The organism is Streptomyces sp. GL_141 (assembly GCF_057834385.1).
The window spans coordinates 8,218,947-8,230,829 of the sequence record NZ_CM174402.1 but is presented as its reverse complement, the minus strand read 5'-3'; the positions used below and the strand labels follow the sequence as shown (position 1 = coordinate 8,230,829).

Genomic DNA, 11,883 nt, shown 5'->3' with positions numbered 1-11,883 from the left:
GCCCGGAGCATCCGACGGTGCCAGACAGGTACTTCCCTTATCGTTACACGTGTAACGGCAGCTCTGCGCACAGCGCCAAGCCACGGAGGCTTCGAAGCCCAGATGTCCACCTCACCTCGGCCGATGCCTCTGCCCTTCTCCTGGGCCGACCAGGAACGCCACCTCGTCAGCCACCTTTCCGCGCTCATCCGCCTGGACACCTCGAACCCTCCGGGCCATGAGATCGCCGTCGCACGACACCTCTCCCGCGAGCTGTCCGCCTCCGGCATCGCACACGAGGTCCTGGAGTCCGCGCCCGGACGGGCCAACCTGGTCGCCCGGCTGCCCGGGACCGGACAGGAACCGCCGCTCATGCTGCTGGGCCACGCCGACGTGGTCGGGACCCAGCCCGGCGGATGGAGCCGTCCCCCCTTCTCTGGCGAGGTTGCCGACGGCTGCGTGTGGGGCCGCGGGGCCCTCGACATGAAGGGGCAGGTCGCCGCGAGCCTGCTGATCATGCAACTCCTCGCAGCGCACCGGATCCCGCTCCGGCGGGACGTGCTGCTGGTGGTCACCGCCGACGAGGAAGCCGGCAGCCGGCTGGGGGCGTACTGGCTGTGGGAGAACCACCGCAGCCTCGTCGAGGCCGAGTTCGCGTTCAACGAAGGCGGCGGCCAGCGCTTCATGACGCCCGGCGGCCCCGTCTACACCGCCCAAGTGGCCGAGAAGGGCAGCGCCCGGATGCGGATCACCGCCCGCGGGCCGGGCGGCCACGCCTCCGTCCCGCGCTCGGAGTCGGCGGTCTTCACCTTGGCCGAGGCCCTGCTGCGGCTGCGCGCGTTCGCCCCGGAGTCGGTACTGCTTCCGGCCTCGCGGCGCATGCTCGGCACCCTGGCGGACCTGCACCGGGGCCCGGGTGCGGTGGCGATCGAACAGCTGCTGAAGGACCCGACCTGGGCCCGGGCGCACCACCTGCCCATCGATCCCGTCCTGCGGGAGTTCGTCGGCGCCGGCCTGCACAACACCGCGACTCCCACCATGCTGTCCGCGGGGCAGCGCCAGAACGTGGTGCCCGTCGAAGCCGAGGTGGTGCTGGACGGCCGTCTCCTTCCGGGCGAACGGCCCGAGCGCTGGGTGGCGGAGATCCAGAGGGCGGTCGGTGACCGTGTCGAGGTGTCTCTGCTGCACGGCCGGGTGAGCCGCGGCACGCACGACGACCCGGAACTCCTGCGCGTCCTGGGCGATACCGTCGCGGCCCACGAACCGGGTGCGCGCGTGCTGCCGTACATCAATCCGGCCGCCACGGATGCCCGCGCCTTCCCCGACACGAAGGTCGTCGGATTCTTTCCGTCCGCGAGTGACGCGGACATCATGCGGCTCATCCACGCACCTGACGAGCACGCCCGGATCACCGACCTGATGTTCGGCGGGGCATGCCTCCTCGACGCGGTCCTCAGACTGTCCGCGTAAAGGAAGCCGCCCCCGGCGCGGCGGCGCCGGTCTTCCGTCAGAGGTGCTGGAGGACGGCGGAGGTGAACGCGGCGGTGGAGGCGCGGCCGCCGAGGTCGCGGGTGCGTACGGGAGTGGTGGCCAGGACCCGGGCGATGGCATCGGTGATCTCGGCCGCGGCCCGGGGGTGGCCGAGGTGGTCGAGCATCATGGCGGCGGACCAGATCGCGCCGATCGGATTGGCGATGCCCTGCCCGGCGATGTCGGGGGCCGATCCGTGGACCGGCTCGAACATGGACGGGTACGCGCCCTGCGGGTTGAGGTTGGCGGACGGGGCAATGCCGATGCCGCCGGCCACGGCCGCCGCCAGGTCGCTGAGGATGTCCCCGAAGAGGTTGGACGCGACGACGACGTCGAAGCGTGCGGGGTCGAGGACGAACTTGGCGGCCAGTGCGTCGATGTGTTCCTGGTTCCACTCGACCGCGGGGTGCTCGGCGGCGCGCTCGGCCACCAGCTCGTCCCAGAACGGCATGGTGTGCACGATGCCGTTGGACTTGGTCGCGGAGGTGAGGGGGCCGCCGCGCCGTTCGGCGAGGCGGAAGGCGAAGTCGAGGACGCGGGTCACACCTGCCCGCGTGAACACGGCCTGCTGCACGGCCATTTCATCGGGGAGCCCGCGGTTCATCCGACCGCCGATCTCGCTGTACTCGCCTTCGGTGTTCTCCCGGACGACCACGAAGTCCACCTCGCCGGGCAGGGCCGTGCGGACGGGGCTGGGGAGGCCGTCGAACACGCGGATGGGGCGAAGGTTGACGTACTGGTGGAAGGCCCGGCGGATCGGGATGAGCAGTCCCCACAGGGAGACGTGGTCCGGCACGCCCGGGTAGCCGACGGCGCCGAGCAGGATCGCGTCATGGCGGCGGAGCCGCTCCAGTCCGTCCTCGGGCATCATCGACCCGAGGCGGAGGTAGCGCTCGCAGGACCAGTCGAACTGCTCGTAGGCGAAGGTGATGCCGTGGCGCTTGCCGACGGTGTCGAGGACCTCGCGTGCCGCCGGGAGGACTTCGGTGCCTATGCCGTCGCCGGGGATGAGGGCGATGCTGTGGTTCGTCATGGCTCGCATTCCAGCAATCGTCAGCCGCCCGGGTCCAACACGCATCCCCGATGTGACTCATAGGCTGCTCCTATGGGCCGGTGGGACGGCGATGCCGAGGAAGGCGCGCGCAGCCGGTGTCAGCTGCCCCTTGCGGCTCACCAGGACGTTGCGCTGGACGCAGGCCGGTTCCAGGTCGAGGACGAGGGCTCCCGCCCGCTCCGCCAGGTCGGCCCAGGATTCCGTCACCACCGCCAGCCCGACGCCTCCGAGCACCAAGGGCAGGAAGGCCATGCGGTGCTCGCTCTCCACCGCGATGCGGATGTCGATGCCCTGTGCCATCAGGTCGTCGACGTAGGCGCGGATCCCGGTCCCCCGCTGCCCGACGATCAGGCGGTGCCCTTCGAGCTGTTCGCGGCGCACTGCCCGGCCGGCCGGGAACGGGCCGTCCGGCGGCGTGACCAGGACGAGCCGGTGATCTCCGACGTGGTACGGGACGACGTCCGCATGCGGCAGCGGCGAGGAGGCGGTGGTGACGGCACCGGAGGTGACGGTGGCAGCGCTGGTGGTGACGGTGGCGGTGGTCAGCAGTCCGAGCTCGCAGGCTCCCGTACGTACCCTCTCGACCACGTCCTCGCGGGTGAGGGCCAGGCGCAGGCTGAGCGACACCGCCGGATGGTGCTCGGCGAAGCGCCGGAGCATGGTGCTGAGGGGTTCGATCGTCGGTGAGGCCATCGCTGCGATCTCCAGGCGACCGGCGCGCAGTTCCCGGACGGCGCCGACGCCGGACCTGGCCAGCTCCAGGGCGTGCAGGGCGTCGCGTGCCGGCGCGACCAGCGCGGAGCCGGCCTCGGTGAGGACGACCTTCCGGCCCATCCGGTGGAACAGGCTGCTGCCCACGTCCCGCTCCAGGACGTGGATCGCCTGCGACAGGGACGGCTGGGACACGTAGAGCGCCGCGGCCGCGCGGGTGAAGCCGCCGTGGTCGACGATGGCGAGGAAGTACGTCAGCTGCCGGAAGTCCACGGTTCAGCGCAGGCCGTCCACGACGAACCGGACGCCCCCGTCGCCGCCGCGCCGGAGCAGGCCGGCCGTAGGAGCGGGGAAGTGGGTGCCGATCACGAGCGTTCCCGTGTCGGCGTACCGGTCGACGAAGGCCCGCCGGGTGGCGGCGGCCTGCACCGCGTCGGTGTCGGCGAAGCCGGCCACGTCCGGTTCGGTGAACTGCACCGGATGGTGCACGAGGTCGCCGGTGATCACGGCGCGTTCCCCGCCGGATTCGATCACGACCGCGACCTGGCCCGGGGTGTGCCCGGGGGCGGCTTCCAGGCGTACGCCGTCACAGACCCGGTGGTCGTTCCCGACGAGGTCGACGAGCCCCGCATCGATCAGGGGCCGCATCGTGTCGTCGAGGTCTGTGTCCGCGTCGTCGGCCCAGTGGTCCCATTCCACCCGGGTGACGAGGTGGCGCGCACGGGGGAAGGTGGGCACCCAACTCCCGTCCACCAGGCGTGTGTTCCATCCGATGTGGTCGAAGTGGAGGTGGGTGCACACGACCGTGTCGATCGACTCCGGAGGGTAGCCGAGGGCGGCGAGGTCTTCGAGCCACGTCGAGTCCAGCATGCGCAGGAACGGAACCGACGCCCGGGCGTTGCCCACGCACGTGTCCACGAGGATCCGGCGCGCACCGGTGTCCACGACCAGCCCGTGGACCGAGAGGACGAAGGTGCCGTCGGCCCTGCTGAAGTCGGGAGCGGGCCACGGGTACCTCTTCAGGAGTGCGGTGTCGTCCGTCCGCAGGACCCCCGACAGGGGCACGGCGAGTTCCGCCTCCAGCACCTTGTGGATCACCGTCGTACCGATGCGCCACGCCGTCATACGGGCCTCCCCTTGATGATTAATCGAAGAATATTGACGTTCGCAAGAAATACGCAATACCGTGAGGCTCACGATCCCTGGGTCCCCTGGATCCGGGCCGGCCTGGAAGGACGCACAGGATGGGTTTCACTCAGGACCGCACCGCGCCCGTCGCCCACACGCGATCGGGTCCGGTCCGCGGCGTCGCCGAGGGCGACCTGGCCGTGTTCAAGGGCGTGCCGTACGCGGCGCCGCCCGTCGGGACCCTCCGCTGGCGCCCCGCGCAGCCGCACCCCGGATGGAGCGGCACCCTCGACGCGACGGCGTACGGCCCGAGTGCGCCGCAGATCGTCCGCGAGGTCGACCCGCTGCTCGGCGGCCACGGCTTCGCGCCCTTCGACGAGGACTGTCTGACGCTCAACGTGTGGACGCCCGGCCTCGATGACGCCCGCCGCCCCGTCCTGGTCTGGATCCACGGCGGCGCCTTCATCTCCGGGTCCGGGGCGATGCCGAACTACTCGGGCGAGACGTTCGCGCGGAACGGCGACCTGGTGGTGGTGAACCTCAACTACCGGCTCGGACCGCTCGGACTGCTGTACTTCGCCGAGCAGGACGGCGCGGAGGGCGGCAACGTCTGGCTCACCGACCAACTCGCGGCGCTGCGCTGGGTGCGGGAGAACATCGCGGCCTTCGGCGGGGATCCCGACAACGTCACCGTCGCCGGCCAGTCCGCCGGCGCCCTGTCCGCGGCGGCGCTCGCCGGCCACGCCGGCGGCGGCCGGCTCTTCCGCAGGGCTATCCTCCAGAGCCTGCCGCTCGCCATGCCCCTCGCCACACCGGCCGAGGCGCTGGCCCGCACCGCCGCCTACCTGGAGATCGTCGGCGCGAAGGACGTGGACGCGCTGCGGAAGGTGCCGTGGCCGCGACTGGTCGAAGCCACCGCCGAGCTCCTCGCGGCCACCACGCGATGGGGGCACTGGACCACGCCGTTCATGCCGGTCCTCGACGGCGTGACGGCGGCGCGGCAACCGGTCGAGAACCTGCTCGACGGTCCGGGCGCGGACATCGACGTGCTCATCGGCTGGACCGGGGAAGAGACCGCCTTCGTCTTCGCGCTGGGCGAGGCGTACGCGTCGGCGACCAGGGAACAGGTGCTCCGGCGGGCACGGGACAGCTTCGGTGACGGCGCGGCCGAAGCCTACGCGGCGTACGAGGCCGCCCGCCCGGGTGGCCGACCGGTCGACGTGCTCATCGACCTGACCACCGACGAGCTGTTCAGGAAGCCCACCCTGGCGTTCGCGCGAGCGCGGGCGGCACGAGGTCGCCCGGTCTGGACGTACGAGTTCGCCTTCCCCACCCCCGCACACGACGGCCGGCTGGGTGCGCCGCATTGCCTGGACCTGCCGTTCGTCTTCAACAATTTCGCCACGTGGTCGCACGCGCCGTTCCTGGCGGGGATGGACACCCGGATCAGGGACGATCTCGCCCGGCGCGTGCACCAGGCCTGGATCTCGTTCGTACGCACCGGCGACCCCCACCACCCGGCCGTGCCGCACTGGGACCGGTACGACCTGCCCTCGCGCACCACCCTGCGCTTCGGGGCCGCAGGAGCCTAGGCGAGGGGCGCGCCTAGGCGAGGGGCGCGCCTAGGCGGGCCCCTCGCCTATGGGCTGCTCCGTCCAGATCGTCTTCCCGGTACTGGTGAACCGGCAGCCCCACCGGTCGGTGAGCTGGGCCACGAGGAACAGGCCGCGCCCGCCCTCGTCCGACTCCCGTGCGCGGCGCAGGCGGGGCTGGGTGCTGCTGGGGTCGGACACCTCGCAGACGAGCACGCGGTCGCGGATCAGGCGGAGTCCGACCGGTCCCCCGGCGTACCGGATCGCGTTCGTGACGAGCTCGCTCGCGACGAGTTCCGTCACGAAGCTCAGTTCGTCCAACTGCCAGCTGGAGAGCTGCCCGACCACCAGCTCACGGGCCTGCGCGACGAGGGACAGGTCGGCTGCGAGCTGCCACTCGGCGACCTGATCGGATGAGAGGGCATGGGGGCGGGCGAGCAACAGGGCGACGTCGTCGGAGGGTTCTCGGGGCAGCACGCTGTCGAAGATGCTCTGGCCGATCTCACCCAGGGGCCGGTTCGAGTCCGCAGCGGCCAGCGCGGCCCGCAGTCTCTCCATCCCCTCCTCGATGTCGCCGCCGCGGCTTTCGACGAGTCCGTCCGTGAAGAACGCGAGGGTGCTGCCGGGCCGTACGTCGAACTCCGTCACCTCGAAGGGCATTCCGCCGATCCCCAGGGGCGGTCCCGGCATCGTGTCGACGAAGACCGGCTCCTCACCGGGCGCCAGCACGGCCGGCGGCGGATGTCCCGCCGTGGCAGCGGCGCACTTCCTCGTCACCGGGTCGTAGACGGCGTACAGGCAGGTCGCGCCGAGCACCGCCGTCTCGGAGCGGGAATCGCCGGTCGCGTCCTCGCTGGAGAGACCGAGCACCAGGTCGTCCACGTGCGTGAGGAGCTCGCCCGGGTCCAGGTCGAGGTCCGCGAGAGTCTGCACCGCGGTCCGTAGGCGCGCCATGGCCGCGGTGGCATCGAGGCCGTGGCCGACGACGTCCCCGACGACGAACGCCACGCGCAACGACGGCAGCGGGATCACGTCGAACCAGTCCCCGCCGACTCCGAGACCGCCGCCGGCCGGCTGGTAGACGCCCACCGTCTCCGCGGCGGCGGAGTCCAGGGCCGAGCGCGGCAGCAGGCTCCGCTGCAGGGCCAGTACCGACTGGTGTTCCTTGGTGTAGCGGCGCGCGTTGTCCACGCCCAAGGCGGCCCGGGAGACGAGGTCGTGCAGCAGGGCCGCGTCCTCCTCGCCGAACGCGGAGGGCAGCTGACTGCGCCAGACGGTGACGCAGCCGAGGATCAGACCTCGTGCGTAGAGCGGCACCGCCACGGACGAGTGAGCCCCGCTCGGGACGAACAGCGGCATGCTCTCCGGATCCACGCCGAGCTTCGCGTACAGGACGGCAACGTCCGGGACCAGCACGGGCAGCCCCTTCATGAGGGGACGCATCAACGCACTGTCCGCCACCGGGGGGAGCGCCTCACCCACCGCGAGGAGGTCCTCGGCGGATATCTCCGGGCTCTGCGCGGCGGCGATCCGGCGCAGGCGGACGTCCCCGCTGGTGTCGAGGTGCGGGGGCTCGTCGCCCACCAGCACCTGTTCGGCGATGTCGACGGTCGCCAGGTCGGCGAAGTCGGGGACGAGCAGATCCACGAGGGTCTCGGCCATCTCGGTCACGTCCAGGGAGGTGCCGATGCCCGCTGCGGCGGCGTGCGACAGCCCCTTCCGGCGCCGCCACGCATCGCGCTCGGCCGCCTCCGCCTCGGTTTCCGACGGGGTGACCAGGACCAGCCACTGCGCCTCGGCGGGGGAATCGCCCGGGGTGCGGGCCGCTAGCCGGACAACGGTGCAGACCAGCGTGACCGCGTGACCCGCGTCGCCGCCACCGTGACCAGCACCGTCAGCATCACCCGGAATGGTGACCAGGTGACCGCCGCCCGGTGCCCCCTCCGTTCCGGCGCGCGGCAGCACCCCCAGCAGGGGCGCACACGTCTGGCCCGGCGCGCAGCCCAGGAGCGTCGCAGCCCACTGCGAACGCGCGAGGACCACGCCGGCCTCGTCCAGGACGACCGCTGCCGTTTGACTGACGGCACTGACGGGCACCGAGGCCCGCCTCGGGCCGCGACGCTCCGGTTCACGCATGTCGCCTCCACGCACCGTGACCTTCAGTATCGTCCCGGGGGCCGGACCCGGCGACCGCGCAGCAGGCCAGGGCCTCGACGAGGCGGTCAGTGCGGCTCGGACGCGGGTCCATGCGCCAGAGGTCTGGACGGTGCCGGTCGAGCCGGTCAGGACGACCGTGTGCGCGGTCTCGCTCTCCGGAACGCGCTGCGCGCTGGAGACCAGGCCGATGCGCGTCCGCAGTGCGCGCGGGTCCACGCGGCCGAGCCGGCGGCCCAGGATCTCGACGGTGCGGACCATCAGCCCGGTTACGCAATGTCTCTACGCGGACCCGCCACCCGCGTCGCCGCCGGGCGTCGGCAACGCACCGGCGAGTGATCCAGTGATTTTCACTCTATTGCTGCATGTGGGTTATTGGTGATCTTCATCGGGTTTTTCCGTGCTTATGATTCCGGCGCTATGACAGAAAGTCAGAATTGTCGACGCTTAAGCGCCTCGGCCGATGTGGTCGTGCTCGGCGCCGGCCCCGCCGGCCTGGTGCTCGCCAACCTCCTGCTCGCCGCCGGGATCGACTGCGTCGTTCTCGAACGCGCCGACCGCTTACACGTCCAGACCCGGGCCCGAGCCGGCTTCCTCGCACCGAACACCGTGCGGGTCCTGGACCGCCACGGCCTCGCCGACGGGCTGCACCGGCACGGACGCACCCACGGCACGTGCGAGTTCCGTACCGGGGACGGCCGCTTCCGCCTCGACTACGGCTCCCTGGGCCGGGGCGAACAGCACACCGTCTACCCGCAGCAGAACCTGGTCACGGACCTCCTGACGCACTACCTCGGCGCCGGTGGCAGGATCCACTTCGAGACCGAGGCCCTGTCGGTCCACGATGCCGACGGCGCCCGGCCGTACGTCACCACCCGGGAGCCGGACGGCCGGCCCTCCCGATGGGACGCCCGGTACGTCGCCGGCTGCGACGGCCGCCACGGAGCGTCCCGCCGCTCACTGCCACCGGACGCGGTCCGCCACCACCACGACCACGGGGTGAGCTGGCTCGGCCTGCTCGCCGAAGCACCTCCCAGCCTCGACGCCGTCGCCTACGCCGTCCACGACCGCGGCTTCGCCGGCCACATGGCCCGCAGCCCGCAGATCACGCGCTACTACCTCCAGTGCCGGCGCGGCGCCCCCGCCGACGCCTGGTCCGAGCAGCGGATCTGGGACGAACTCGACCTGCGGATGCGCGCCACGGAGCACGGTCCGCTGCACAGGGGGCCGATCATCGAGCGCGGCGTCGTCGACCTCGCGTGCGACGTGATCGAACCGCTGCGCCACGGCTCGCTCCTGCTCGCCGGCGACGCCGCGAGCCTGACGGCGCCGGCCGCCGCGAAGGGCGCGAACCTCGCCGTGCTGGAGGCGGAGATCCTGGCCGGAGCCCTCGCCGAGACCCTCTCCGGAAGAGACGACGCAGCCCTCGACCGCTACTCGGCGCAATCCCTGGCGCACATCTGGCGCGCACAGGAGTTCACCCAGTGGATGACCGGGCTGCTGCACGCGATCCCGGATCCGGGCCCGGGCCCGTCAGGCGGATCGTTCTTCCAGGCTTCCCTGCGGCGCGCCCGCCTCGACTCCCTGCGCACCTCCCGCGCCCACCAGGACTGGTTCGCCGAGAACTACGTCGGCGTGTGACCACCGCTCTTCCCCTCACCATCCGCCTTTCCCTCAATCACCGCACAGTCGGTCCCCCATGCCCCGCTCCGCCGGAGCACCGCCCCAGCACCGCCCGAGGAACCTCCGCGATGACGACGACCCTCCCCGACGAAGCGACCCGCCCCGCCGAAGCGACGCTTCGAGGCGAAACGATGCTTCCCGACGGCACGATGCTTCCCGACGACACGGCCCGCCTGCGCGCGGCCGTAGCCTTCGTGCGGGAACACGACACCGCCACCCTGTTGCCCCTCCTGCTGCCCGGGCTGCGCGGGCGTGAACTGGAGTCCCTGGCCCCGCACTGCCGCTTCGCCCACGCCGGCCTGCTGCTCTTCCCCACCGATCCGCAGGACCTGCGCCGCCGGCTCGCCGACTGCGGGCTCGCCGTCGACACGCCGTCCCAGCCCAGCGTCGTCGTACGGGAACGGCTCGCCCGGCGCCACCGCCGCGACCTGGCCGAGCTCGACGTCCGGATCCTGCGCCCCCGCGTCCAGGGCCCGGCCGGAGAGCGCCGCGCGGTGGAGGTGTTCGCCCTCACGGTCCCCCCGCAGTCGGACTTGGGCGCGATCGCCGCGCACGAACGCGCCCGGGGCCACGAGACCCACCTGGCCCTCGAACTGGAGCACCCGGACCCACTGGTGCTGCGCGGGTTGTGTGCGGTGCTCGCCCGGCACGGCGCCCGCCCCGACGGCGGCGGGTACAACCCGCACGAGGACGGCACCGTCCTCTACTTCACCACCCCGGCGTCCGGGGCGTGCGGCTACCGCCGCCTCGAGCTCTACACACCCGGCGACCACCGGGACGCCCTCGACGACCACCTCCGCGCGGATCCGCAGGAGCGCCCGGACGCGGGCCGCCCCGCCGAGACGCTCCTACGCCTCCTCACCGGAGCGTGGACCACACAGGCGCTCGGCGCGTTCGCACGTCTGGGCCTGCCCGACGCCATGGACCCGCACGCGGCCACCGGCACCCGGGAACTCGCCCGGCGTACCGCAACCCGGCCCGAGAGCCTCGCCACGCTCCTGCGCTACCTCACGATGCTCGACGTCGTGGCCGAGTACACCGGGCACACCGAGCACACGGAAGGCACCGGGGGCACCGAGAAAACGGAGAGCACCAAGGACACCGTAGAAGAGGAAAGCTTCCGCCTCACCCCGCTCGGAGCCCTGCTCCGCGCGGACTCCCCGGACACGATGCGCCCGCTGGCCCTGATGTACGCGGGCCCCTTCTACCGGTCCTTCGCCGCGCTCGACCACACCGTGCGGACCGGACAGCCGGCCTTCGACCGCCTCTTCGGCGAGAACCACTTCGACCACTTCGCGCGCGACCCCGAACTCGCCGATCTCTTCGACCGTTCCATGGCCGCCAGTTCACGGATGTTCCAACCGCTCCCCGACCACCCGGTGATCACCACGGCGGCCCGGGCGTCCACCCCGCGGACCGTCGTCGACGTCGCCGGCGGGAACGGCGAACTCCTCGGGCGCATCCTGACCGCGCACCCGGGGCTGCGGGGCATGCTCCTGGAGCGCCCGCACGCCGTCGAGGCCGCGCGCCGCTCGCTCGACTCCGCGGGCTGCGGTGCCCGTTGCGACTACCGCAGCGGCGACTTCGCGGACGTACCGCACGGCGGTGACGTGTACGTCCTCTCCCGGATCCTGCACGACTGGGACGACGACCGGTGCCGGGAGATCCTGCGCCACTGCGCCCGCGCGATGCCCGCCCACGCCGACCTGCTGATCGTCGAACGGCTGCTGCCGGTCGACGGTTCCCCCTCGCTGGCCACGGCCTGGGACCTCCACATGATGTGCAACGTCGGCGGTCGCGAACGCCGCGCCGGGCACTACGCCCGCCTGCTCGCCGACGCCGGACTGGAGCTGCTCGACCGCACCCCGCTCCCCTTGGAGGCGTACGTCCTGCACGCCCGCAAGGCCCGGTAGGCGAGGCCCGCCGGGCGGTGGGCCCCCTCTCCAGGTCCGTCGTGAGCGAGGGCCGGGAGAGGGGGCCGGCGGCGCGAGCCGTCCGACACGCCGGATTGTCCCCGGCAGGACTTGAGCCCCTCCCGGCAGACCATGGACC

8 protein-coding genes are annotated in these 11,883 nt (G+C 72.2%); 4 read left to right on the top strand and 4 right to left on the bottom strand.

What is annotated here, in order from left to right:
- Positions 1-123: 123 nt before the first annotated feature.
- Entirely contained in the window at positions 124-1,449 is a 1,326-nt protein-coding gene (locus AC3IX6_RS36580; RefSeq protein ID WP_489367587.1) for a M20/M25/M40 family metallo-hydrolase, read from the top strand.
- Between the two features lie 37 nt (positions 1,450-1,486).
- Here AC3IX6_RS36580 and AC3IX6_RS36575 read toward each other — a convergent pair whose 3' ends face one another.
- From AC3IX6_RS36575 to AC3IX6_RS36565, 3 genes are read right to left on the bottom strand one after another with little or no spacing between them, the layout of a single operon-like run.
- On the bottom strand, positions 1,487-2,542 hold the full coding sequence (locus tag AC3IX6_RS36575) for a tartrate dehydrogenase (protein WP_489367586.1): 1,056 nt from the start codon (positions 2,540-2,542) through the stop codon (positions 1,487-1,489).
- 57 nt (positions 2,543-2,599) lie between these two features.
- The gene (locus AC3IX6_RS36570; RefSeq protein ID WP_489367585.1) at positions 2,600-3,547 is read right to left on the bottom strand and encodes a LysR family transcriptional regulator; all 948 of its coding nucleotides are present in this window, start codon (positions 3,545-3,547) and stop codon (positions 2,600-2,602) included.
- 3 nt (positions 3,548-3,550) lie between these two features.
- On the bottom strand, positions 3,551-4,399 hold the full coding sequence (locus tag AC3IX6_RS36565; RefSeq protein ID WP_489367584.1) for an MBL fold metallo-hydrolase: 849 nt from the start codon (positions 4,397-4,399) through the stop codon (positions 3,551-3,553).
- 119 nt (positions 4,400-4,518) lie between these two features.
- Between AC3IX6_RS36565 and AC3IX6_RS36560 the strand changes: the two genes are divergently transcribed.
- The gene (locus AC3IX6_RS36560) at positions 4,519-5,994 is read left to right on the top strand and encodes a carboxylesterase/lipase family protein (protein WP_489367583.1); all 1,476 of its coding nucleotides are present in this window, start codon (positions 4,519-4,521) and stop codon (positions 5,992-5,994) included.
- A gap of 30 nt (positions 5,995-6,024) precedes the next feature.
- Here AC3IX6_RS36560 and AC3IX6_RS36555 read toward each other — a convergent pair whose 3' ends face one another.
- The gene (locus AC3IX6_RS36555; protein ID WP_489367581.1) at positions 6,025-8,409 is read right to left on the bottom strand and encodes an ATP-binding SpoIIE family protein phosphatase; all 2,385 of its coding nucleotides are present in this window, start codon (positions 8,407-8,409) and stop codon (positions 6,025-6,027) included.
- A gap of 159 nt (positions 8,410-8,568) precedes the next feature.
- On the opposite strand from AC3IX6_RS36555, the gene AC3IX6_RS36550 reads away from it, so the two are divergent.
- Entirely contained in the window at positions 8,569-9,789 is a 1,221-nt protein-coding gene (locus AC3IX6_RS36550) for a 4-hydroxybenzoate 3-monooxygenase (protein ID WP_489367580.1), read from the top strand.
- 173 nt (positions 9,790-9,962) lie between these two features.
- Positions 9,963-11,744 (top strand): methyltransferase, encoded by a 1,782-nt coding sequence (locus AC3IX6_RS36545; RefSeq protein WP_489371669.1) that lies wholly within the window; start codon positions 9,963-9,965, stop codon positions 11,742-11,744.
- Positions 11,745-11,883: the final 139 nt, after the last annotated feature.

Coding starts and splice junctions, on each gene's coding strand:
- AC3IX6_RS36580 (WP_489367587.1), top strand. CDS start 124: ATGCCTCTGCCCTTCTCCTGGGCCGACCAGGAACGCCACCTCGTCAGC.
- AC3IX6_RS36575 (WP_489367586.1), bottom strand. CDS start 2,542: ATGACGAACCACAGCATCGCCCTCATCCCCGGCGACGGCATAGGCACC.
- AC3IX6_RS36565 (WP_489367584.1), bottom strand. CDS start 4,399: ATGACGGCGTGGCGCATCGGTACGACGGTGATCCACAAGGTGCTGGAG.
- AC3IX6_RS36560 (WP_489367583.1), top strand. CDS start 4,519: ATGGGTTTCACTCAGGACCGCACCGCGCCCGTCGCCCACACGCGATCG.
- AC3IX6_RS36555 (WP_489367581.1), bottom strand. CDS start 8,409: ATGGTCCGCACCGTCGAGATCCTGGGCCGCCGGCTCGGCCGCGTGGAC.
- AC3IX6_RS36550 (WP_489367580.1), top strand. CDS start 8,569: ATGACAGAAAGTCAGAATTGTCGACGCTTAAGCGCCTCGGCCGATGTG.
- AC3IX6_RS36545 (WP_489371669.1), top strand. CDS start 9,963: ATGCTTCCCGACGGCACGATGCTTCCCGACGACACGGCCCGCCTGCGC.